Origin of the sequence: Aeromonas sp. Y289-2 (assembly GCF_027705925.1) — a bacterium.
Lineage (GTDB): Bacteria > Pseudomonadota > Gammaproteobacteria > Enterobacterales > Aeromonadaceae > Aeromonas > Aeromonas veronii.
Window position 1 is genome coordinate 671099 of record NZ_JAPDCH010000001.1, and the last position, 23755, is coordinate 694853.

Genomic DNA, 23755 nt, shown 5'->3' on the forward strand with positions numbered 1-23755 from the left:
ATCGGAGAGTTATCCATGCCGCAGTTTTTTATCCATCGCCCGGTGTTTGCCTGGGTGATCGCCCTGTTCATCGTGCTGGCAGGGGTCATCGCCATACCCAAGCTCCCCATCTCCCGCTATCCCTCGGTGGCGCCGGTGTCGGTGACCCTCTATGCCACCTATCCGGGCGCCACGCCGCAGACCCTGAACGATGCGGTGGTGAGCCTTATCGAGCGCGAGCTGTCGGGAGTGAAGAACCTGCTCTACTTCGAGTCCTCTGTGGACGCCTCGGGCAGCGCGCAGATCACTGCCACCTTCAAGCCGGGCACCGATCCGGAGCTGGCCCAGATGGACGTGCAAAACCGCATCAAGGCGGTCGAACCTCGCTTGCCACAAGCGGTGCGGCAAACCGGCCTGCAGGTGGAGTCCGCCTCATCCGGCTTTCTGATGATGGTCGGCATGACCTCACCGGATAGCCGCTTCGATGAGGTTGCCCTCAACGACTACATGGCACGCAATATTGTGCAGGAGCTGCGCCGCATCGACGGGGTGGGACGAGTGCAGCTGTTCGGCGCCGAGCAGGCCATGCGCATCTGGGTAGATCCGGCCAAACTCGCCGCCTACGGGCTGACCATCAGCGAGGTGGCACAGGCCATCGAGCAGCAGAACATCCAGATTGCACCGGGACGCCTCGGTGATGAACCCGCCCTGCCGGGGCAGCACCTGACGGTTCCCCTCACGGTTCAAGGGCAGCTGACAACCCCCGAGGCATTCGCCGCCATCGTGCTGCGAGCCGGTGGCGATGGCGCCAAGCTGGTGCTGGGTGATGTCGCCCGGGTCGAGCTGGGGGCGCAATCCTACGCCTTTTCCAACCGGGAGAACGGCGTGGCCGCCACCAGCGCCGCCATCCAGCTCTCCCCCGGCGCCAACGCCGTGCGTACCGCAGATGCGGTGCGCACCCGTCTCGCCCAGCTCGCCCCCACCCTGCCGGCGGGCATGGCCTATTCGATCCCGTTTGACTCGGCCCCTTTCGTCAAGGTCTCCATCGAAAAGGTGATCCACACTCTGCTGGAAGCCATGGTGCTGGTGTTTCTGGTGATGTTTCTCTTCCTGCAGAACCTGCGCTACACCCTGATCCCGGCCATCGTCGCCCCCATCGCTCTGCTTGGCACCTTCGCGGTGATGCTGCTGGCCGGTTTTTCGATCAACTCCCTCACCATGTTCGGCATGGTGCTGGCCATCGGCATCATAGTCGACGACGCCATCGTGGTGGTGGAGAACGTCGAGCGCCTGATGGCCACCCGGGGGCTGTCGCCCCGGGAGGCGACGTCGCAGGCCATGAAGGAGATCACCGGGGCGGTGATCGGCATCACCCTGGTGCTCACGGCGGTGTTCCTTCCCATGGCGTTTGGCAGCGGCTCAGTGGGGGTCATCTACCAGCAGTTCACACTGTCGATGGCGGTGTCGATCCTGATTTCGGCCTTCCTCGCCCTGACCCTGACGCCTGCGCTCTGCGCCACCCTGCTGCGTCCGGTCAGTCCGGATCATCATGAGAAGCGCGGCTTCTTCGGTGCCTTCAACCGGGGGTTCGAGCGGTTCACGGTAGGCTACGGTGCGCGGGTAACCCGGCTGGTCGGGCGCAGCGGACGGATGATGGCAACCTTTGCCGCCCTCTGCGCCGTGCTGGCCATCACCGCCGCCCAGCTGCCCTCCTCTTTCCTGCCGGACGAGGATCAGGGTTACTTCATGACCTCCATCCAGCTGCCAACCGGCGCCACCAGCGAGCGCACCCTTGAGGTGGTCAAGGCCTTCGAGGCTCACGTCGCCTCTCGCGAGGCGCTGGACACCAACCTGGTGGTGCAGGGCTTCAGCTTCTCCGGCGCAGGCCCCAATGCGGCCATGGCCTTCACCATGCTCAAAGATTGGGATCAGCGTCATGGCGCCACGGCAGCCGAAGAGGCAGATCTGGCACAAGCAGCCATGGCAAACATTCCTGAAGGCACGGTAATGAGCCTGCTGCCACCCGCCATCGACGAGCTGGGCACCGCCTCCGGCTTCACCCTGTTCCTGCAAGACAGGGCCAACCGGGGAGATGCCGCGCTGCTGGCCGCTCAGGCCCAACTGCTGGAACTGGCCGCCAAAAGCCAGGTAGTCAGTGATGTGTATCCCGACAATCTGCCTCCCGGCGAGAGCATTCACCTCGAGATCAACCGACAGAAGGCCGAAGCCATGGGACTCTCGTTCGCCAGCGTAAGCAGTACCCTGTCGGCCGCAATGGGGTCGCTCTACGTCAACGACTTCCCCAACGGCGGGCACATGCAGCAGGTCATTCTGCAGGCCGACGCGTCGGCGCGCATGCAGCTCGATGACGTGCTCGGCCTGCGGGTACGCAATGCCAGCGGCGGCATGGTCCCCTTGCGGGAGGTGGTGACACCGGAATGGCGCGAATCGCCGCAACAGATGATGCGCTTCGATGGCTTCCCTGCCGTGCGTATTGCCGGGGGGGCAGCGCCCGGCATCTCCAGCGGAGCGGCGATGGCGGAGATGGAGCGTCTGGTGGCGCAATTGCCACCAGGCTTCGCATTGGCCTGGACGGGACAGTCGTTGCAAGAGCGCCAGTCGGCCGAGCAGGCCCCCCTGCTGATGCTGCTGTCGGCGCTGGTGGTCTTCCTGGTGCTGGCGGCACTCTATGAAAGCTGGTCGATCCCGCTCTCGGTGATGCTGGTGGTGCCGCTGGGCCTGCTCGGTGCCGTCGCGGCCGTGATGCTGCGCGGCATGCCCAACGACGTCTTCTTCAAGGTGGGCATGATCACCATCATCGGTCTGTCGGCCAAGAACGCCATCCTCATCGTGGAGTTTGCGCGCCAGTTGCACGGCGAAGGGCGCTCGCTGCTTGATGCGGCTGTTACTGCTGCCCGCCTGCGCCTGCGCCCCATTCTGATGACGTCGCTGGCCTTCACCCTCGGGGTGGTGCCCTTGATGCTCGCCAGTGGCGCCAGCGCGGAGACCCAGCACGCCATCGGCACCGGCGTGTTTGGCGGCATGATCAGCGGCACCCTGCTGGCCATCTTCTTCGTACCGGTCTTCTTCGTCTTCGTCATCGGCACCCAGGCGCGCATTCAGGCCTGGCGGGCGAAGCGAGCACAGCACCGATCATGCTGACCGATGCGCAGGTTTGCTGGCCCTGGGGAGGCGATGATCATGCAGTGCATGCCTAGCACCATTCTGCGTTCCTTCGAAGATGATGAGCGCGCCATGGTGCCGGGCCCGTGGTTCATGGCCGGTGCTGCGGGGCGACCCTATCGCGGGTTACCTCTCCGGGGTTTGTAACCAGCCCTCCGTCGCCGGTTCATCCTTGGTCTTCTCCAAGATTGCGATCTGCTATCTGGCACAAGGGAATTGCACCATCCCGAGTCGGTGCTGACCCAGCAGGAACCCGGCCTCAGCGTCGCTCTGACGGCCGACTCCCTGCATCATCGACTGCATGTTGTCTGCCATCACCAGTCAAGGCTAGACACTCCTGATGCTTGAACCGCTGGAGAGGCCCCCGCAAGGTTGATGACAGCCTAGCTCTCATTCAGCACGCCATGAAATCGAAATCAATCTAAATGTTACTCAGAAATCGACACATCGCAATCACCTCAGACACATTGCTGATCTACTCCAATATTTTCCCTCTGATATTCAGCCTCAAGATAAAAACAAAATAAACTATAAAAAACAATGAAATGAACTATTTTCGTTTAAAGGTGACTCTTTTTTTCGCATCCCCTCCGCTGGTCATAAGGACACATTTTCTGTGATTTGAAACACAAACTTTGATCATCACAGGGGATAAGCATTGCTTTGGAAATCGATTTCAAGAAAATGAGCTCAGTATGATTTGCTTTGACATCGATTGCATGATGGCAGTTTGAGTCTCGACAATTCATCGTGATGGACATTTTCCCATTGATTGGAGTGGTCAGTATGAATGCAACAAAAAAAGGACTTTTAGCAACATTGATCGCCGCAGCCTTGCTCGGCGGATGTGGCGGTGAAGAGAACATTTCTTCTAGCAACGGCAGTGAAACCCATCCGGGTGAAACGCTTCCTGGTGAAACACCTCCAGGCGGTGAAGATGGCGTATTGTTGCTGTTTGGTGTTGGAGCGAACGCAAAAGTCACCCCCAATATTCAGTCGGAGAAGGATAACTGGAACCTGCAGCCAGTCACGTCTACTCCTGTCGCCATGACCAGCATCAGTGCGGTGCTCATCAACAATGCTGGTACCGATGACACCGCCGATGTGCAGGTAGCCGGTGACGGAGATGGCACCTTTATGCTCAAATCCGCCACCCCTCTGAACCTGAGCAAATACGCCTCCGGTTTCATCGAGTTCCAGCTGCGAACCAAGAGCAAGGTGCCGGAAGTGCTCAATGCCTCCATCGACAACGAGTATCCCAACCGCAGCAGCCTGCCCATTGCAAGCGCCCTGACCGGTTCCGGCAACTGGGAAACGCTCACTCTGCCCATCAACTGCATGAAGCCCTTCCCCGGTGCCAAGGCCGTCAACCTCGCCACTGTGGGCACACCGTTCCACCTGGCCACCAAGGAAGTCTTCAACTACGAAATCACCAACATCAAGTACCTGCTCGCCACCTCGGCCAAGCCCGTTGTCGACCCGGTCACCTGTGAAGCGCCTGGCGGCGCTACCGACCCTGGAACCGATCCTGACACCAATCCAGACACAGGCTCCGGCGTCAACAATGCCCCCGCGCTGGTGGCCACCGATGCCGCACTCTACTACTCCGGTGACAAGAGCCAGGCCCAAGACCGCAGCGCTGATTACCCGGCAGCCAGCTTCGGCGGCACCCTGACCGATGAAAACCAGGTCATCACCATGGACCTGCCAGGCAATGGCGCCGCCTTCCTCGGAACCGACAGCGCCAATGGGGATCTCTCCGCCTATCAGGACGGCGTCATGCTGCTCGACCTGAAAGTCTCCAGCTACGGTGACTCCCCCAACATCCAGATCCGCATGGACGGTACCGCAGGCCCAGACTTTGGCACCTTCTTTACCATGGACAGCAACATCGTGCCCGATGACGACACCTGGTACCGCTGCATCCTGCCGGTTGCATCTCTCATTCCGGCGACCAACACAGGCTCAGTACAAAAGGCGCTCTACCTGAGCGGGGCCTGGGACTCCATGGCCGGTCTGCGCTTCGCCTTCACCAACGTAGCCCTGAAAACAGCCATCCCGGCAGACTTTGACAGCAATCAGCCCTGCCAGCAGATCAAGTGATAAGGCATTGAATCTTCGAGAAATCGATTGAGAATAATTTTCTACGGATTGGAGCAATAAGATGAAATTGAAGTCACTCGCCTTGTTTTTCGGGGCATGTTACGGGCTAGCAGTGCCCGCCGTATCGAATGCCGCCGAGAGTTTTGGCTTCCACGGTTATATTCGTGCTGGCTCAATGTTTGACGCCAAGGACAACTTCGCCAAGGCGGGGTACGAATATGAGATGGACAAGACCATGGGGCGCCTGGGCTCCGAGCTGGACAACAGCTGGGAAGCGGGTCTGAACAAGTTGTGGGATCTGGGCAACAACAAGTCGGTCAACATCCACTTCAAGGTGGAGTCCGATGCCGATGGCCTGCAAACCCGTGCAGCTCCTCGCGAAAGCGGTGTGTCAGAAACCTATGTGGAGCTGGGTGGCATCACCCCGACCGGGACCATGTGGGGTGGTCTGCGCTATTACGACCGCGAGAACTACATCTGGACAACCGACTATTTCTACACGGACTACTCGGGGACCGGCGTCGGCATCAAAGCCATGGAGATGGCGGGTGGCAAGTGGGACTTTGCCTATATCAACAGCAACGACACCAGCCACTCCGACCGCGCCAATGGCACTGAAGCCACCATGCACACCCTCCACACCAGCGCCCTCTACGGTGCCTGGGACATGGAGATCGCACTCAAGCAGATGCCCAGCAACGAATTCACCGGCGACAACAAGCAATATGCGACCAAGGGGGCAGAAGGAACCGTCATTTATTCCCGCGACGACTTCTTCTTCATGCCGGGCGGCTTCTCCAAGTTCATCGCCCAGGCAGGACGTGGACTGGGTTCAGGCGACTTGCTGGGGGCCAACCTGACCAATACCGCCATGTATCGCAAGGGCTCCCTGTATCAGAAGACACTGCAGGACAAGGCGGATGGCTATAAACCCTACCAGTCCAAGGTGATGGAAGGCGATCAATCCTATCGCCTCTTCCTCTGGGGTGGCTGGTATGGCGCCAATATTCATCTGCTGCCGACCCTATCCTACCAGTACAACGACTACGAGCTGGGTGGCCATGACTCCTGGTATGCCGCATCTCTGCGCCCGGTATTCCCGATCAATGAGTTCTTTTCCATCCAGACGGAAGTCGGATATGTGAAAAACAACCTGATCATCGATAACGTCGAACGGGGTGGCACCTCTCACAAGGTCAGCATAGTGCCGACCTTCACCGTCAATACCGGCATGGGGCCCTCACCGGAGATCCGCATTCTGACGACCTATGTCGATCACAACAACGAGACCCCCTGGCAGGAAGACCGGGAAGATTTCCTGGTCGGTGTGCAGGCGGACATGTGGTGGTAGGTTAGGTCGCGATACTTATTTTCACTATAATCTCGGGTCCCTTGGGGGACCCGCATTGCATACGAGGAAACACGATGAAGGGAACGAAACAGTGTCTGCCTTTCCTGGTCAGTCTGTTGATGGCCGGGTGCGTCAGTAAAAGCCCGGAGCATCCGCCAAGATCGGCCACCTCCGACTTGCAGCAGCAGCTTCAACATGACCGAGAACAATTGTCGGGCAAAATGGCGATCGCGGCATTCAAGGATCTTCGCTTCCAGCCCTTCGGGCAAGAAAGCCGTTGGGTAAATGTGGGTACTGACAGCCCAGTTTACGCATTCGATTCGGGCAAAAGCTATGTGATGGCATTCTCATTGCCCGCTTTCCCCCAAGCTGCCCGCGTCAAAGTAACCATCCCAATCGACTATACCATTTTTCTGCCCAGCATCCTGTTACTGGACGAGAATCACCACCCCGTTCAAACCATTCCCAGCTCCTCTTTCAGTTATAACGGCCGTTCATTAATTTCAGGACAGAACATCCAGGGAGAATTTACCATTCCGGCCCCCATCGGCAGCGTCCGAGCTGCCTATATGGTGATCTATTCTACTACGCTGGATATGCAAGGCAGCACCAGGCTCAATCCCGACGATCTCCAGCGCGCAATGCAATATGATCGCTCCACGGATGTCGCCCGTCTCATCAATGTGGATGTGCCCCATTCGGCCACCGGACGATTATATTTGGCACTGGACGCAGAGGCTGCTGTAAATGCGACACCGAACGCAAAAACCATATCGCCCGTGATGATCACCGCAGATAAAGCGCTAGGTGAACTGGATTATTATCAACATATTCGCACTGCGGTTGTGAGCAAAAACTACGAGCAGGCTCTCGCCTGGGTCAAGGCCGCCGAACAGGCCGGTTTTACCAAAGCAAGAGAGGTTTTTTTTGCCGCCCAGCAGTAGTGGGCCCCTCAATCTGAGGCGAAGCATCATTGCTTGTCACCACCAAGGGAAAGGGTTATCCTAAGCCTCTGATTTATTGAGAATATATTCTTGTAATATTGGTTATAGCCAAGGGTTTTCACAGTCGAGTACGGAGGGCGGATGTCGAAGTCAGCTCAGGAGAAAAAAGCTACTGTCTATGATATCGCCAGACGAGCCGGTGTCTCGGCAAGCACTGTATCCCGGATATTAAACGGCTCGGCCAAAGTGGCCGCAGATAAACGCCAAGCGGTTGAAGATGCAATTCAAGAATTGAATTTTCGTCCCAACCTTATGGCACAATATCTGAAAACGGGTCAATCCATGACCCTTGGGGTATTGACTCAACATGTAGAGAGTCCATTTTCCAACGAAATGTTGCGTGGTGTTGAACATACCCTTCAGGGCATGGAGTATGTGCCGCTGATTGTCAGCGGTCACTGGAATGCGGAAGAAGAAGTCGAACGGTTGCGCCTGCTGGTAGCTCGTCGGGTCGATGGTCTTATTATTTTGACCGGCCACGTAAATCAACAAACGCTGCTCGAGTTTTCACAGCAAATACCCATTGTTGCCACTGGCCACAATATCATGACCGAGCGGGTACATTCCTTCAGCATCAATAATCGGCTGGGTGGCTACATGGCAACTCGCTATTTATTGGATCTGGGTCATCATGACATCGCCCACATTGTCGGCTTACCGGATCAAAACGATGCCATCGAACGTCATCATGGTTATCGTCAGGCCTTAGTCAGCGCGGGAATCGAATATGATCCATCCTTGGTCATCCAAGGGGATTTCGCCGAGGCTGGTGGCCTGAATGCAGTGAAGAAACTGGTGCAGAGTGGCCGGAAATTCTCAGCCATATTCTGCGCCAACGATCAGACCTGCTACGGGGCTATTTTGGGGCTCAAGCAGTGCGGCTTAAGGGTACCAGAGGATGTTTCACTCATTGGTTTTGATGACCTGCCATTCTCTACCTATTCCAACCCGCCATTGACCACGGTACGCCAGCCCATCTACGAGATGGGGGTCAAAATGGTCAAGACTCTGTTGGGTTTGATCGAGGGTACGGAGCCAAACTCGGACGAACTGCCCGAATTGAGCATTGTGGTGCGTGATACTACTCTGCCGTACAAAGGATGAATGTCGACTGGGGGTTGTTCCCTGCGCAGCATCCGCTCAAAGCGGCCTTCGGGCCGTTTTTCTTTTGTCAGCCGCCTGTCCAGCGAGCGACTTGTCCTTGTCGCATCTTCCACCTTGTCTCTCTGACGTAGCACAGACTCCACACACAACCCGGCGCACCTCTTCTACCGGCCCCTCAATCCGGCTGGCTCCATAAAACCAGCCAGAGCCTGGCAATGACAACCCGATGACATCTGCCTACAAACCGGCCCTGATGGAAAAAGGCGCCTGAAGGCGCCTTGAAGAGTCTGCTGATCGCTGCGGGGGATTGCCCTGTGGGCGTGTCCACCGTCAAGGCGCAGCGAAGGGAGACTCCGTCCCGATAGCTGTGCTGGTTGCCAGCGTGGGAAGATGCTCGTCCGCCTCACAGAGACGGGCTCTTTTTGCCGTCTTCTGGGGGAGATACCAGCTTGCCAACCCCTGCTGGATGCGCGCGGCGGCCGCTTCCGGCGTCATGGTGCCAAGCACCACGGATTGCGATACCTCTGCGAGTTCGGTGGTGAACGATGGCTCCCCCCTAGTGAGAAACTGAGCCCCCAGACGCAGGGTAGAGTCACAGGTATCACGCCAGCCCATCATGGTGCTAGCCACCGGATCCTTGAGCTCGAAGAAGTGATTGGAAAGGGAAAAGAAACCCGGTACCGAGTTGGAGAAGCTCTCGGCAAAGTCCGCACTCGCCATCCACTCCACCAGTTTCAGGGCAGCCTCCTTGTTGGGGCTGGCTGCATTGATGCCGATCCCCATGTCAGTGTGATCGGTGAAGTAGCAGGTGTCACCTTCCTGCGCGACGGGGGGCGGGAAGGCACCAAAATTGACCTTGCCGGTAAACTGGGCCAAGGACCAGGAGCCCGCCACTATCATGGCGGCCTTACCGGAGGCAAAGGCATCCACCGCCTGAGCCTCGGTTGTATCGGCCGGATGGTCCCCTATGTAAGGCCGCCAGCTCGCCAGCTCACGAAACGTCGCCATATAAGGGGCATCGGTCACTCGCGCCTGGCCGTTGATCAACGCTAGGCGTCCATCTTCCCCATGCCAGTAGTTGGGGCCGATATTCTGGTAGCCAAGCTCGGAGACCACCCAACTGTCGTGGGCCGCCAGCGCAAGCGGCAGATAGCGGCCATCCTGCTTAACCTTCTCCAGCACGGCGAAGAAGTCAGCACGGGTTCGGGGTGTCCTCAGCCCCAGGGTTTTAAAGATGTCGACATTGAAGTAGAACCCCTGGATCACGGAGGCGATGGGCAGGCAGAAGGTCTGGGCCCCGGAGTCGGTCTGCCAAGCGGCCTTGGCAAAGCTCGGAAAGTTCTCCATCCCGGGCAAGTCCGTCAGATCCAGCAAATACCCCTGCTGGAACAGTCGCAGGGACTGATCGTAGGGACGGCAAGTGATGAGATCCCCCGCCTTTCCCGCCACCAGCCGCTCGGCAAGTACCTGATCGTAATCGGCCGAACGCTGCGGTTGCAGCTTAAGGGTGATCTCGGGATGGAGCGCCTGAAAACGGGGCAGAAAATGCTCCTTCCAGAGCACCTCGTCATCCACGCGCCAGGTTTCCAGCACCAGCTCCTGGGATACCGCCGCCGTACTCAACCCCCAGACCAGCAGGGCACTCACAGATTTCCACATCGCCTCTCTCCTACACCTTGAAACGGGCCACCAGACTCTGCTGCTGGCTGGCCAGCCCCGACAACACCTCACCACTGCTCGCCGACACCCGGGACGCCTGCTCGGTCTCGTGAGCCACGTCTGCGATGGCCGCCACGTGCTGGGCCACTCCCTGACTCACCGAAATCTGCTCCGCTGCGGCATAAGCCATGTGATCCGCAATCTCCTTGATGGCCTCCATGCGCGAGGCGATCCCCGCCAGGGCACTCTCGACATCCCGGGTCTGCTGCACACTCTGCTGGGTCTGCTCATGGCTCTGGGCCATCACGCTCGCCACATCGCGGGCGCATCCCTGCAGGTTGTCGATCATCACCTGGATCTCCTGGGTCGCCCCTTGTGAACGGGTAGCCAGCGCCCGCACCTCCTCGGCCACCACGGCAAAGCCCCGCCCGGCCTCCCCGGCACGGGCCGCTTCGATGGCCGCATTGAGGGCCAGCAGGTTGGTCTGTTCAGCCATGCCACGGATCACCTCGAGAATGTTGCCAATGTTGCTGCTGTAGCCTTCGAGCTTGCGGGTGATCGCCATGGCCCCGGCGATGTCGGTCGCCAGTTGTTCGATGCCATCCCGATTGGCCTGCATCAGATGACGTCCGCGCCGGCTCTCGTCATTGGCCTCCCCCACCTCCCGACGAACATGATCGCTCGAGCGCGCTACTTCGGTCGCACTGGTCTCCAGCTCGAAGATGGCGGCCGCCACCTGATCGGTCTGGGCCTTCTGCGCCTGCACCTGCGACATCACCTGCTCGCCGATCTCCGCGGTCTTGCGCGTCTCGCTCACCAGGTACTCAGAGCCGGTCTGGACCTCCATCAGAAGCGTCTTGGTGTGGTGGGCCAGCTGGTCGATGGAGTTCGCGACCTCACCAAGCTCGTTCCTGGCGGGGTAGCGAACCCGCAGCGTCATGTCCCCTTGTGCCATCAGACCGAGAACCCGATTGATCCGCACCAGCGGCACCTGGATGCTGCGGGCCGTACTCCAGGCAACTATGAGGGCGATGAGCACGGAACACAGGGCCACCATCACGATCCAGGTGCGGGCGCTGTCAACCGCGACGTCGGCACTCAGCCTGTCCTCCTGCATGCTCTGGTTGCTGATGGCGATAAGCCTGTCCAGGACCTCCCCCAGTTGCTGGCTCTGCGCCTCCTGCTGTTCACGCAAGCCATGGAGTTGCAGGCTGATTTGCTGACGGCGCACCAGGGTGGCAATCAGCCCCTTGTCGCCAAATACCAGCTGGGGAATGCGCGCCACATGGCGGGTGAACCTGGCCTTGACGTCATCGGGGACAACAATCCGCTCCAGACGCTGGTTCGCAATGTCGATGTCTTTGGCCAGCACCCCCTGTAGCGCCACCAGATCCGTGTTGCCGTCGGCACGCAGGATCAGCTTGAGATCCCGTGCAATACCGCTGGTGATGAGCTCCGCCTTGTTCTGCAAAGAGCGCCGCCCCGCCGTGTAACGCACCAGCAAGTCTGCCGCCGAACGGTAGTTGTCGTCCAGGTGCAGCAGCTCGCTCCGCATCCGTGCGAGCACCCTCTCCAGCTCGACCGACTCTTCGTGCAGGCTCATCAACTGCTCAGAGATGGTAAACAGCCGGGGGGCCTGGTCGGTGACCCGGGCGAGTTGCCGCTCACTCTCGGTATCGAGTGTCAGGGCCGCGAATGCCTTGATGTGCTGCTCATAGCGGACCTTGTCATGGGCAACACGCTGACGGGACTCGGGGAACGCCGACGTCTCCCGGATGGCGAGATGCGCCAGGCTGTCCCTGTCAGCCATCAGCAATGCGGCGCGCAGCCGGCTGGCGGTCAGGGCCTGAGGCGTCGCCTCCTCGGTCACCTGCTGGAAACGACCGTGAATGGAGGTCGTCTTCAGGTAACTGATGGCCCCGAGCAATAGCAATAGGACCAGCAGCAGCGTAAAGCCCAATCTGATCCGCTGTACGATCGACATCCTTCTCTCCCACCTCTCCCTCCGCATCGGGGCGGAGCCGGTTATCAAGGCACCAGGAGCCCGACAGGCATCCTGGTGCATCTGGCTGACGGCTTATCGACTCAACCTGCCCTGGCAATCGAGCCTGACCACTTCCCCTGAGGCCCCCAGCAGAGAAGCCGGTACCCAGCGTACGGTCGCCATGTCGATGCGTGCCTGTCCACTGGTGCCCAGGATGAAGGGGGTATTGACCTTCGCGAAGTCCATGCCCTCTTCGAGGCAGCGCAGGGGCAGACTCAGGGTCACCCACTTCTGCGGGGGCAACTGGCGCAAGGCCGGAGCAATCTCGATGGACTTGCCGCAGGGCCAGCCACACTGCAGTCCCAGCGTCATGTCCCCCGCTGGCGCCTGCTGCACCCGCAGCGTCACCTGCAGCTCGCTCTCGCCCTTCAGGTAGGTGCGACGATCCGCCCCCTTGACCTGGGTGGTCTGCAACTGGATCGTGGCCCCGGAGTCGATACCCGGCTTGTCCGCCCCGAGGAAGGTGACCGCTCGCGCATCCTGCTGGCGCAGGTAGTCGATGGGCTGAACCTTGATGAAGGTCATCTCGGTCACGCTGTTGCCGGAGACTTCAGTCCCCGTCCAGTTGCTGGCGTCCCCCATGCGCAGACGGTGTTCTTCACCCGCCTTTGGCCCGAACAGCTCGAGCACCTTGTCAGCGGCGCTCAGTTTGGCGGGGTCGCTCTCGTTGCAGCCGAAGGTACGTTTATCCAGGGTCAGGGTATTGAGGTTGCTGACCCGGGCCGCCACAGGGGAAGGCTTGCCGTAGCTGAGCCCGTAGCCATAGGGGAAGAGCGGTGCGTACTCACCCGCAGGATCCTGCTCGAAGGCTGGGCGCTGCCAGCCCGGGATATGGGTGGGCGTGCGATTGATGGTGGTGGCGCACTTACTAAAGGGCCACGAGAAGGAGAGGCGTCCCTGGAAGTCATGGGCCACCTTGCCCTTGGCATCCCTGAACAGCAGATCGGTGATCCCCTCCCCCTCGGTGCCCGGCAGCCAGGCGGCGACAAAGGCGGAAGAGAGATTGAGCTCCTCATTGACGTAGAGCGGACGTCCGGAGAAAAGCACGGTCACCACGGGGATGCCGGCCGCCTTCAGCCGCTTCAGGGTCAACAGATCCTCGTGATAGCTGCTCTTGAGATCCCCATAGGCAAGGGTCTTGTTGTCAGGAATGTCGCCGAACCACTCGGCATAGGGGTCCTCCCCCATGACCAGGATGGCGACATCGGGCTTGGCTCCCGTAAGCTCACCGGATCCCGTGCTCACCTGCACATGATCCGCACCGACGGTGGCGGTCACCGCATCCAGCACGCTCTGGGCACCGGGGAAATCACCGCGCCCGTTCTCGCTGCCTTGCCAGGTCAGGCTCCAGCCCCCCACCTGCTTGCCCAGATCGTTGGCGGCGCTCCCAACCACCAGCACCCGGCTCTGCCGGCTCAGGGGCAGGATCCTGCCCTCGTTCTTGAGCAGCACCAGCGACTTGCGTACCGCCTCCCGGGCCAGCGCCTTGTGCGTCACGGCACCAAGTTCACCCTGCTTGCCCGCCAGCTCACGGGCCGACGGCATGGGTTTCTCCCACAGCCCGGCCCGCATCTTGACCCGCAGGATACGCGTCACGGCATCGTCGATCCGGCTTATCGGGATCTGCCGGCTCGCCACACCATCGAGCAGGCTCTGGCGAAACTCCATCCAGTCCTTGCGCGCCGTGACCATGAAGATGTCGACCCCGGCCAGCACCGCAGGCAGGCAGCTCCCCATGGTACAACCGGCGATCTCGCTGTGACCGTTCCAATCAGAGACGACAAGGCCATCAAAGCCCATCTTGCCCTTGAGCACGTCGGTCAGCAGATAGCGGCTGCCGTGCAGCTTGCCATTGTACTCAACCCCGTCTTCTGGCAGCACGTCGCGGTTGAGCTCGTTGTGCCAGCTGTTGAACGAAGCCATGACCACCTGGGCACCGGCATCCAGCCCCGAGAAGTAGCCCACCGCGTGCAGGTTGCGCAGGTCCTCTTCCGAATAGAAGTTCTGACCCCGGTCGACCCCGTTCAGGGTACCGCCGTCCCCCACGAAGTGTTTCACGTTCGAGATGACATGGCGCTGGCCGCGCAGATCCGTCGCGGAACCTTGCAGGCCACGCACCATCTCGCCGGCATAGTGATAGACGATGGCGGGATCTTCGGAATAGCCCTCATAGGTCCGGCCCCAGCGATCATCCCTCGGCACCGCCACCGTCGGGGCGAAGGTCCAATCCAGCCCGGTGGCGGCCACTTCCCGCGCCGTCACCTGGCCGATACGGTAGATGAGATCCGGATCCCGCGCCGCCCCCAGGCCGATATTGTGCGGGAACAGGGTCGCCGCGAAGACGTTGTTGTGGCCGTGCACCGCATCGGTCGCCCACATGAAGGGGATGCGATACCCCCTGCCCTCAAAGCCCGCTTCCGCCGCCTGCCAATAGGTGTCTGCCTGGTGTGCCCAGTCCTGGGCCGACGCGTGTTTGTTGTTGCCGGGCCAGCCCCCCCCCCCGTTGAGGACGGAGCCAATCTTGTAGCGCGTCACCTCCTCAGGTGTCACTTCACGAAAGTCGGGCTGGATCATCTGGCCAACCTTCTCCTCCAGGGTCATCCGGGAGAGCAGAGCCTGGATCTGGCGCTCCATCCCCTCGTCCCTGGCAATGGCGCTGTGGATCTGCGGCCAGGTGGAAAAATAGGGCATGGTCGACAACTCATCCGCCATCCCGGCACTCCAGATGCCGCACCCCACGAATAGGCAGGTCATAGACCTGGTGAGACCTGTAGTTTTACGCATTTTCCTTATGACTCTCCGGATGTTCTCGTTCATCGCCTGGACTCATCGTTCATGGCGAGTCGTCTTGAAAAAAACTAAACTTGAAATCGATTGCAAGAATATTAAATGGTAAACAGAAATCTCTTCGTCATTCCAGCAGTATCTTTGTCATGCCATGACAAAGATCACGCTGAAAGAGAAAATAGTGATGCAACTCACAAACTCGGGGGCGTGCCTCATCAGCAGAATACCCAGGAAGGAACAGAGAGAACGGGTAGACTCACGTCAGAAAGTTCAACAAAATAAAATTAAAACAATAATTTAAATGCGATCAATCACATTGACTTGCCGCATGAGCTGTCTGGAACGACACCGATATGGCCAAACGGCTGGGGAGTCAGAGGAATGTTGAAAGGATTCAATAGAATTCAATTCAAGTGCATGAATATATCAATAAACGAAAATTTGCCGTCTCCATCACATTTCATAAAAGCAAACTTGATCTGCCAAAAAATTTACTGTTACCTGAATCGTGAAATCGATTTCCATTCAAGAATTGTGTGTGAATCTTGACAGTGAAATGCGGGCCGCAGGATGACTCGGTCATTTTCTGCGTGAGTGTGAAAATCGACGCCATTATTTCCGTCTGTGATCAAAGGGGTAACAATGAAAACATCTCAGCTTAGTGCCCTGACGCTTGCCATGTCTTGCGTCATTGGCTTGCATGGCTGCTCCCTGCCCAGCGCAGGAGCATCTGGTTCAGCTACCTCCTCGGCATCTGCCGGGCCTGTGGGTGAATTGCTGACCAATGGGGGCTTCCAGGGAACCGATGGATGGTGGACGGCCGGGGGGACCCTGAACGCCGAGAACCAGATGGGCTGTATCACCTTCACCGAGTCGGGCTCCAATCCCTGGGATGTCATCCTGGGTCAGTCCAATCTCGGCCTGGTGCAGGGGCAAACCTACAAACTCCATTTCACTGCCATGGCCAAGAGCGACATCAACGTCAAGGCCCTGATCCAGCATGATGGCGCCCCCTACACCAACTACATGGTGCAGGACCTCGCCCTCGGCAGCACGCCCAAACCGTTCGATATCCAGTTCACACCTTCTGCCACTGACGAGAAGACCCAGTTCCAACTTCAGATGGGCACCCAGACACCGACCACTGTCTGTATCGGTGAAGCCACGCTATCGGGCCCCTCCTTGATCAAGAAATCGGAGCTGGGCGGCGTGCGCGTCAACCAGGTCGGCTATCTGAGCAAGGCTCTGAAACGGGCGACCATCGCCACCGACAGCAAGGACGCGCTCCCCTGGACCCTGCGCAATGCCCAGGGTGAGACCATCGCGGAAGGCAAGACCACGCCCTTTGGCCTGAATGCCGCATCCGGCGAGAATGTACAGATTGCCGACTTCAGTCAGGTCACCACCCCGGGCACCGGCCTGGTACTGGAGGTCGCCGGCCAGAAAAGTCATCCGTTCAGCATCGGCGATGACATCTATCACACCATGAAATTCGATGCCCTCTCCTTCTTCTATCAGCAGCGTAGCGGCATCGACATCGAGGCCAAATATGTCCAGCGCCCCGATCTCGCTCGCCCGGCAGGACACCAGCCCGAGAAAGTGACCTGCTTCAACAAACAGGATGCCAAGGGCAACCAGTGGCCAGGTTGTGACTTCACGCTGGATGTGACCGGCGGCTGGTACGACGCTGGCGATCAGGGCAAGTACGTGGTCAACGGCGGCATTTCGGTATGGACCTTGATGAACCTCTATGAGCGAGAGCAACTGGCGAAAGAGGGTGACAAGAGCGCCTTTGCCGACGGCAAGGCTAAAATCCCGGAGCAGCACAACGGCCACAACGATCTGCTGGACGAATCCCGCTGGATGATGGAGTTCTTCCTCGCCATGCAGGTACCCGAAGGCAAGAAGGCCTGGGTACCGGTAGGAGATCAATCCAAGCAGCTCGACAGCCTGAAACTGACCGAGATCGATGCCTCAGGCATGGTCTTCCACAAGGTCGCCGATGAAGCCTGGACCGGGATGCCGCTTCCGCCCCACAAGGATCCACAGCCCCGTTTCCTGAGCCACCCCAGCACGGCTGCGACCCTGAACCTGGCTGCCACCGCCGCCCAGTCTGCTCGCGTATGGAAAGATCTGGATCCGGCCTTCGCACAGCGCAGCCTGCAGGCAGCCGAACGAGCCTGGAAGGCGGCCAACCGCCATCCGGACATCTATGCCTATGACAACTTTGTGGGATCCGGTCCCTATGATGACACCAACCTGAAGGACGAATTCTACTGGGCTGCCGCCGAGCTATTTGCCACCACCGGCAAAGCCGAGTACAAGCAGGCCGTCCAGCAGTCCCCTCTCTATCTGGCCGCCCCCAAGGGGGATCGCAGCGCAAGCGGTGATCTCTACTGGCAGGATCTCAGCAGCGCAGGGACCATCACGCTGGCCATGGCGCCTAACAAACTGGGCAAACAGGAAGTGGAGAAGGCGCGCGCCGCTATCATCGCCGCAGCTGACGGCTACCAAAAGAGCGTGGCGACAGAGGGTTACCTTATCCCCTATCAGGCTACCGAATACCCCTGGGGCTCCAACTCCAACCTGATGAACCGCAGCATCTTCCTCGGGTTGGCCCATGACTTCACGGGGGAGCGCAAATACCTGCAGGCCATGTCCGATGCCATGGACTATGTGCTGGGCCGCAACCCCCTCGACCAGTCCTATGTCTCCGGCTACGGCAGTCGCCCTCTGAAAAATCCGCACCACAGGTTCTGGGCACATCCAGTCGATCCCGTGTCTCCCCTGGTTCCCCCTGGAGTGATGTCTGGAGGCCCCAACTCCATTAATTTCAGTGATCCAGTTGCCTCTACCATGAAAGGGAAGTGCACCGGCCAAACCTGCTGGAAAGACGAGATTGGCGCATGGACCCTGAACGAAGTCACTGTCAACTGGAATGCCCCCTTCTTCTGGGCCGTCAGCGTGCTGGATGAAGGCGGATTAACCCGTTAAGTGCGCTCCCGATGCTCCGTCACCATGGCGGAGCATTTTCCCCTCCCGACCTTGTCCTTATGCAGATATCGGGCCTGTGTCTATCTTTTTCCCAATTTCCCATCAATGCAAACGCCACAGGACGAATAGATAAGTGGCCCCGCAAACTCTTGCGTCCCTCCCTTATCCACCACACAGCCTTTACGACAAAGTTATGCCTTCTGAGTGCCTCTCATCCACCTTTGGGCGCAGCTGATTTTCTACCGTTATACCGTGCCATTAGGCCTGCTGACGCAATACGGCAGCCGCTCAGAGCAATCTCTCCTGCGATGCAATACAGTGCTACATACCGGTAGATGAGCCCGTGCCAGAACCTGAAGTCGATACTGTCATCATCCCTTCGGGCTTACGGCAAGGTTAGGTCAACGCCTCCATCGGAGCAGGGCTTTGCCCTAGGTCTGCGAGCTTCTGCAATGAAATCTTGCAACCATCCCACATCTGAAGGTCTCCCAATCCCCAACATGCTCCAGAAAAGGCCCCTAGGCCATGACGGGACCTGCCATCAGGGCGGAGTAACAATCAGCAGAGCGCGGTAAAGCACAGGACATCATGGAGGCGGGTATCTGTTGGGGCTTTCAACATCAATGCACCGCGGGAAGAGTACGCTCTGCATCTTGTGGGGCCTGCCCAGCAGGTGTTGGGTTGGCATAAAACACCAACAGACATGAAATCGATATTTCAAAGGCAAAACCCAACAACAACCAGATTCAACCAATAACCATATAAACAAAAAACACTTCATTTTCAAAGGATTGATAATCAAAAATGCGCACAAGCACAACCCAGCAAGTGATCAGCATCACAATTACAAAACCCCAAACGTGAAATCGATTTCCCAAATTATTTGGTCGATCTATAGTGAGTTCAATTTAATAACTGAGGAATCATCATGAAAAAAATTATGCTGTGCTGCTCTGCCGGGATGTCCACCAGTCTGCTGGTGAAGAAGATGGTGATCGAAGCCGATAAACGCGGCTTGGCTGCCGAGATCAAGGCTTTTGGCGCATCAGAGTTCGATGATCAGATGCCGCTTTATCAGGTGGTTTTGCTAGGGCCACAGATCAAGTACATGCAACCCGAACTACAAGCCAAGGCAGCCGTTCATGGTGTCAAGGTACAACCCATCGACATGATGGATTACGGCATGCAGCGCGGTGACAAGGTGCTGGACTACGCCCTGTCCCTGATTGGTTAAGCGTGCTCACAAGGAAGGACACACACAATGAGTTCACTCTATGGGATGCTGGTCAAGTTGATCGAACAACGGATCGGCCCATTGGCAGGAAAACTGGGCCAGCAACGCTATGTTCTGGCCATCCGTGACGGCTTCATTGCCGCGCTGCCGTTCATGATCGTTGGCAGCTTTATGCTGGTCTTCATCTTCCCCCCCATCTCCAGCGAAACCACCTGGGGCTTTGCCAGAGCTTGGCTCGATTTTTCCACCACCTATCGTGCCGAACTCATGTTGCCCTTCAACATGAGCATGGGACTGATGACGGTCTTCATCTCGGTGGGAGTCGCATCAAGCCTGGCCAAGCAATACTCCCTGGACCCCATCACCACGGGCTTGCTCTCCCTGATGTCGTTCATGCTGGTGGCGGCACAATATAAAGACGGCACCATCTCCACCCAGTATTTCTCCGGTCAGGGCATCTTTACAGCTCTCATTTGTGCCATCTATTCGACCGAGGTCTACGCCTGGCTCAAGCGCAACAACATCACCATCCGTCTGCCCGAGCAGGTCCCGATGGGGGTAGCGCGCTCCTTCGAGGTGCTGATCCCGGTCCTGGCGATTATCCTGACCTTACACCCCTTCAACATGCTGCTGCAGGAAACCACAGGCATGATCCTGCCCGAGGCGATCATGGCCATGCTCAAACCGCTAGTGGCGGCTTCCGACAGCCTGCCTGCCGTCTTGCTGGCGGTGCTGTTGTGCCAGATCCTATGGTTTGCCGGCATCCACGGCACCATGATCGTCACCGGCATCATGAACCCCTTCTGGATGGCAAACCTAGCCAGCAACCAGGCCGCACTAGCCGCAGGTCAGGCCATTCCTCACACCTTCCTGCCCGGTTTCTGGGATCACTTCCTGTTCATCGGCGGCGTGGGATCCACCTTGCCACTGGCATTCCTGCTAATGCGCAGCCGTGCCGTACACCTGCGCACCATAGGACGAATGGGCGTGGTCCCCGGGTTCTTCAACATCAACGAACCGATCCTGTTTGGTGCCCCCATCATCATGAACCCGGTCTTCTTCCTGCCCTTCATCCTGGTGCCGGTGATCAACGCCATCCTGGCCTGGTTTGCCGTGGATCTGGGTCTGGTTGAGAAGGTCGTGATGCTGACCGCATGGACCACTCCGGCCCCCATCGGCGCCTCCTGGGCGACCAACTGGGCCTTCAGTCCGGTCATCATGTGCTTCATCTGCATGGGGATCTCCGCCCTGATGTATTACCCCTTCGTGCGGGCTTACGAACGCACCCTGCTCAAGCAGGAAGCCGAGACGGCTGAAGCGGAAGAAGCCGCCAGATCAGAAAAAGCAGACACAATCACACCGATTCAGAGTCAGGCGTAAGCACCCGGCGTGCGGGCGCCACGCCGCCTGCACGCCGGTCATCAAGAGGAAACTGCAATGCAATATACATTCCCCGAAGGCTTCTGGTGGGGTAGCGCCTCGTCGGCCGCACAATCGGAAGGGGCTGCCAACGTGGGCGGCAAGGCACCGACCATCTGGGATCACTGGTTCGAGACGGAGCCACATCGTTTCCACGGTCAGGTAGGCCCAGCCAACACCTCCACCTTCTACGATCGTTATCGTGAAGACATCGCATTGATGGAACAGATTGGCCACAACAGCTTCCGCACATCCATCTCCTGGGCCCGGTTGCTGCCGGATGGCCACACCGTCAACCAGGAGGCCGTCGACTTCTACAACAAGGTTATCGATGAGCTGCTGGCCAAGGGGATCAAACCCTTCATCGGCCTGTTCCACTTCGACATGCCGATGTACTGGCAGGAGCAGGGGGGCTGGGAGAGCCGCGAAACCGTGGCGGCTTATGCCGAGTACGCAGAGCTCTGCTTCAAACTGTTCGGTGATCGCGTCGCCTGCTGGATGACCTTCAATGAACCAGTGGTGGTGGTGGAAGGTGGTTATCTGTATGACTTCCATTACCCGAACCAGATGGACTTCAGACGGGCAGCCCAGGTGGCTTATCACATGATGCTGGCCCACAGCCTGGCGGTGAAGCGTTATCGAACACTATCCCTGCCCGGCCAGATCGGCATTGTCCTGAACCTGACCCCCTCATATCCGCGCTCTTCAAACCCGGCGGACTTGAAGGCCTCGTTCATTGCTGACCTGTTCTTCAACCGCGCCTTCCTCGATCCTGCGGTGAAGGGAGTTTATCCCCAGGAGCTGATCGATATCCTGCGCGAACACGATCAGATGCCCGTGGTGCAAAGCGGCGACTGCGAACTGCTGGCCGCCGGCAAGATCGATCTGCTCGGCATCAACTATTACCAGCCGCGGCGAGTGAAGGCACGCATGACGGCCATCAACCCGGACTCCCCTTTCCTGCCTGACTGGTTCTTCGAGAATTACGAGATGCCAGGCCGCAAAATGAACCCTTATCGTGGCTGGGAAATATATGAGCGCGGTATTTATGACATATTGATCAACCTGCGCGACAACTATGGAAATATTCCAAGCTATATCTCCGAAAATGGCATGGGTGTCGAAGGGGAACACAGATTCATTGGTGAAGATGGTCAGGTAAAAGACGACTATCGTATCGACTTCATTCGTGGCCACCTCCAGTGGATTCATACCGCCATTGCTGAAGGAAGTAATTGCCGTGGTTATCACCTGTGGACCTTTATTGACAACTGGTCCTGGATGAATGCCTACAAGAACCGCTATGGATTCATCAGCCTTGATTTGGAAAGCCAGCAGCGCACCGTCAAGAAAAGTGGTGAATGGTTCGCCAACGTCTCTCGTAATAATGGATTTTAAGGAGTCATAAATGATGGATCTTGAAGAAGCAGTCATGGGCATCATCGTCAATGCCGGTCAGTCTCGCAGTCTCTGTTTCGAAGCCCTGCGTCAGGCTCGTGCTGGCCAGTTCAGCGAAGCGGATGCCTTGCTGCTCCAAGCCACCGACGCAGGGAAGGCTGCCCATGCCGTACAAACCAAACTGATTGAAGCCGATGAGGGCGAAGGCAAGACCAAGATGACACTGGTCATGGTACATGCTCAGGATCACCTGATGACCTCCATTCTGTGCCGCGAACTGGCCACCGAACTGGTCGAGATCTATCGCCGCCAAGCCAGCTGATTTTAACTCATCGGACCGGGAGTCCGTGCTTTTGCCACCGTTATATACGGTGGCTTTTTTTATTCTGCTTATACCAACCAGTCGTCATGTATTTCATACCTTTTCAGGCAATTTCAAAAATATGAAACTGTCATGACGCGATACCAGTATAAGTTTCAATATATGTTAATGGCTATTCTTATGCTGCTTGTAGTCATCAATAAAACACTCATTAATAAACACACAGGAATTTGGATAATATGCGTAAACTTGGACTGATGTCAGTATTGCTGATGGCGGGAGGATTATATTCCACTCAGGCATCGGCATGGTGGTGGAGCAATCAGGATTGGCAGGTCTCTGATGGTTGGCGTAATGGAGGGTCAGAATTCGACTGCACCTGGCGCGCCGCCAACGTCTGGATGGAGTCCGGCATGGCCATCCTCCATGCGAAATCCGACAAAGGAAACAAGAGCTGCGCTGAGCTGCGAACCTACAACTACACCCGCAAGGGTCGTTATGAGGTGCAGATGCAGGCAGGATCGGTGCCCGGCACCATCAGCTCCTTCTTTACCTATACCGGAGATGCAGGCACCAGCTCTCACTATGAAGTCGACATCGAGCTGATGGGGGGCACCAACCTGCTCCATACCAACGTCTGGATCCAGGGGCGTCAGTATCCTCAAGACATCGATTTAGGCAAGTACGGCATGTCAATCTGGAATATGGAGCGCTACGCCTTTAATATCGATGCAGCGGGTGTCACTTGGCAGGTGTTCAGCCGCACCCAGAACAAATGGGTGAGCGTGCGCCGAGAGAGCCGCCCCGTCACCAGTTGGATGCAGGTTTTTGTGAACAACTGGATCAGCGCCAACCCGAGTTTCCCGCCCAGCTCCTACAACGGCCAGCCCGCCTACGCCAAATACAAGTACGCCAATGTGACTCCCTGGGAGTGATGGCTGACTGATATATACAAGATGAAACTCTTCTACTTCAGGAATCACCCATTCATCAACACATCGCCTGAGACTAATGAGCTGCAGAGCATGCTTTATAGACTAAGTGTCAGGAAGGGGTAAGGGAGAATCTGTAAGCTTCTTTTACATCAAGTACAACGAAGAGAAGTACTGCTAGATGTTCAAAGTAGTTCAACGAGACAGTATGTCAGCCACCTTCGAATGGCATACTAAGTGGT

General features: G+C 58.0%; 14 protein-coding genes. 11 read left to right on the forward strand and 3 right to left on the reverse strand.

Annotated elements, in window-relative coordinates; translation table 11 throughout:
- The first annotated feature begins 15 nt into the window (after positions 1-15).
- From OKC43_RS02915 to OKC43_RS02935, 5 genes are all read left to right on the forward strand, one after another.
- Positions 16-3141 carry a multidrug efflux RND transporter permease subunit gene (locus OKC43_RS02915; protein ID WP_270803843.1) on the forward strand — a complete coding sequence of 1042 codons (3126 nt, stop codon included), beginning with the start codon at positions 16-18 and terminating at the stop codon, positions 3139-3141.
- 807 nt (positions 3142-3948) lie between these two features.
- Positions 3949-5265 carry a putative glycoside hydrolase gene (locus tag OKC43_RS02920; protein WP_201957783.1) on the forward strand — a complete coding sequence of 439 codons (1317 nt, stop codon included), beginning with the start codon at positions 3949-3951 and terminating at the stop codon, positions 5263-5265.
- A 61-nt stretch (positions 5266-5326) separates the two neighbouring features.
- Entirely contained in the window at positions 5327-6616 is a 1290-nt protein-coding gene (locus tag OKC43_RS02925) for a carbohydrate porin (protein WP_064341857.1), read from the forward strand.
- Positions 6617-6690: 74 nt separating this feature from the next.
- Positions 6691-7560, forward strand: coding sequence for a MalM family protein (locus OKC43_RS02930; protein WP_042084007.1), 870 nt, complete (start codon positions 6691-6693; stop codon positions 7558-7560).
- A 141-nt stretch (positions 7561-7701) separates the two neighbouring features.
- Positions 7702-8724: a LacI family DNA-binding transcriptional regulator gene (locus OKC43_RS02935; RefSeq protein WP_042084009.1), complete on the forward strand. Its 1023-nt coding sequence runs from the start codon at positions 7702-7704 to the stop codon at positions 8722-8724.
- A 330-nt stretch (positions 8725-9054) separates the two neighbouring features.
- Here the strand turns inward: OKC43_RS02935 and OKC43_RS02940 are convergent, their stop codons facing one another.
- From OKC43_RS02940 to OKC43_RS02950, 3 genes are all read right to left on the reverse strand, one after another.
- Positions 9055-10383: an ABC transporter substrate-binding protein gene (locus OKC43_RS02940; protein ID WP_270803844.1), complete on the reverse strand. Its 1329-nt coding sequence runs from the start codon at positions 10381-10383 to the stop codon at positions 9055-9057.
- 10 nt (positions 10384-10393) lie between these two features.
- On the reverse strand, positions 10394-12367 hold the full coding sequence (locus OKC43_RS02945) for a methyl-accepting chemotaxis protein (protein WP_190973260.1): 1974 nt from the start codon (positions 12365-12367) through the stop codon (positions 10394-10396).
- Positions 12368-12460: 93 nt separating this feature from the next.
- Positions 12461-15181, reverse strand: coding sequence for a glycoside hydrolase family 3 protein (locus OKC43_RS02950; RefSeq protein ID WP_234928257.1), 2721 nt, complete (start codon positions 15179-15181; stop codon positions 12461-12463).
- Between the two features lie 675 nt (positions 15182-15856).
- Between OKC43_RS02950 and OKC43_RS02955 the strand changes: the two genes are divergently transcribed.
- The 6 genes from OKC43_RS02955 to OKC43_RS02980 all read left to right on the forward strand — a co-directional run bounded on the left by OKC43_RS02955 (position 15857) and on the right by OKC43_RS02980 (position 23516).
- The gene (locus OKC43_RS02955; protein ID WP_270803845.1) at positions 15857-18208 is read left to right on the forward strand and encodes a glycoside hydrolase family 9 protein; all 2352 of its coding nucleotides are present in this window, start codon (positions 15857-15859) and stop codon (positions 18206-18208) included.
- 928 nt (positions 18209-19136) lie between these two features.
- Positions 19137-19442 (forward strand): PTS sugar transporter subunit IIB, encoded by a 306-nt coding sequence (locus tag OKC43_RS02960; RefSeq protein WP_064341853.1) that lies wholly within the window; start codon positions 19137-19139, stop codon positions 19440-19442.
- A 27-nt stretch (positions 19443-19469) separates the two neighbouring features.
- Entirely contained in the window at positions 19470-20822 is a 1353-nt protein-coding gene (locus tag OKC43_RS02965) for a PTS sugar transporter subunit IIC (protein ID WP_064341852.1), read from the forward strand.
- 57 nt (positions 20823-20879) lie between these two features.
- Positions 20880-22259, forward strand: coding sequence for a glycoside hydrolase family 1 protein (locus OKC43_RS02970; RefSeq protein WP_100654524.1), 1380 nt, complete (start codon positions 20880-20882; stop codon positions 22257-22259).
- A gap of 10 nt (positions 22260-22269) precedes the next feature.
- Positions 22270-22581, forward strand: a complete 312-nt coding sequence (locus tag OKC43_RS02975) for a PTS lactose/cellobiose transporter subunit IIA (protein WP_010673336.1) — start codon at positions 22270-22272, stop codon at positions 22579-22581.
- 239 nt (positions 22582-22820) lie between these two features.
- The gene (locus OKC43_RS02980) at positions 22821-23516 is read left to right on the forward strand and encodes a family 16 glycosylhydrolase (RefSeq protein ID WP_081253331.1); all 696 of its coding nucleotides are present in this window, start codon (positions 22821-22823) and stop codon (positions 23514-23516) included.
- Positions 23517-23755 lie beyond the last annotated feature (239 nt).

Coding starts and splice junctions, on each gene's coding strand:
- OKC43_RS02925 (WP_064341857.1), top strand. CDS start 5,327: ATGAAATTGAAGTCACTCGCCTTGTTTTTCGGGGCATGTTACGGGCTA.
- OKC43_RS02955 (WP_270803845.1), top strand. CDS start 15,857: ATGAAAACATCTCAGCTTAGTGCCCTGACGCTTGCCATGTCTTGCGTC.
- OKC43_RS02970 (WP_100654524.1), top strand. CDS start 20,880: ATGCAATATACATTCCCCGAAGGCTTCTGGTGGGGTAGCGCCTCGTCG.
- OKC43_RS02960 (WP_064341853.1), top strand. CDS start 19,137: ATGAAAAAAATTATGCTGTGCTGCTCTGCCGGGATGTCCACCAGTCTG.
- OKC43_RS02950 (WP_234928257.1), bottom strand. CDS start 15,181: ATGACCTGCCTATTCGTGGGGTGCGGCATCTGGAGTGCCGGGATGGCG.
- OKC43_RS02920 (WP_201957783.1), top strand. CDS start 3,949: ATGAATGCAACAAAAAAAGGACTTTTAGCAACATTGATCGCCGCAGCC.
- OKC43_RS02935 (WP_042084009.1), top strand. CDS start 7,702: ATGTCGAAGTCAGCTCAGGAGAAAAAAGCTACTGTCTATGATATCGCC.
- OKC43_RS02975 (WP_010673336.1), top strand. CDS start 22,270: ATGATGGATCTTGAAGAAGCAGTCATGGGCATCATCGTCAATGCCGGT.
- OKC43_RS02965 (WP_064341852.1), top strand. CDS start 19,470: ATGAGTTCACTCTATGGGATGCTGGTCAAGTTGATCGAACAACGGATC.
- OKC43_RS02980 (WP_081253331.1), top strand. CDS start 22,821: ATGCGTAAACTTGGACTGATGTCAGTATTGCTGATGGCGGGAGGATTA.
- OKC43_RS02945 (WP_190973260.1), bottom strand. CDS start 12,367: ATGTCGATCGTACAGCGGATCAGATTGGGCTTTACGCTGCTGCTGGTC.
- OKC43_RS02940 (WP_270803844.1), bottom strand. CDS start 10,383: ATGTGGAAATCTGTGAGTGCCCTGCTGGTCTGGGGGTTGAGTACGGCG.
- OKC43_RS02915 (WP_270803843.1), top strand. CDS start 16: ATGCCGCAGTTTTTTATCCATCGCCCGGTGTTTGCCTGGGTGATCGCC.
- OKC43_RS02930 (WP_042084007.1), top strand. CDS start 6,691: ATGAAGGGAACGAAACAGTGTCTGCCTTTCCTGGTCAGTCTGTTGATG.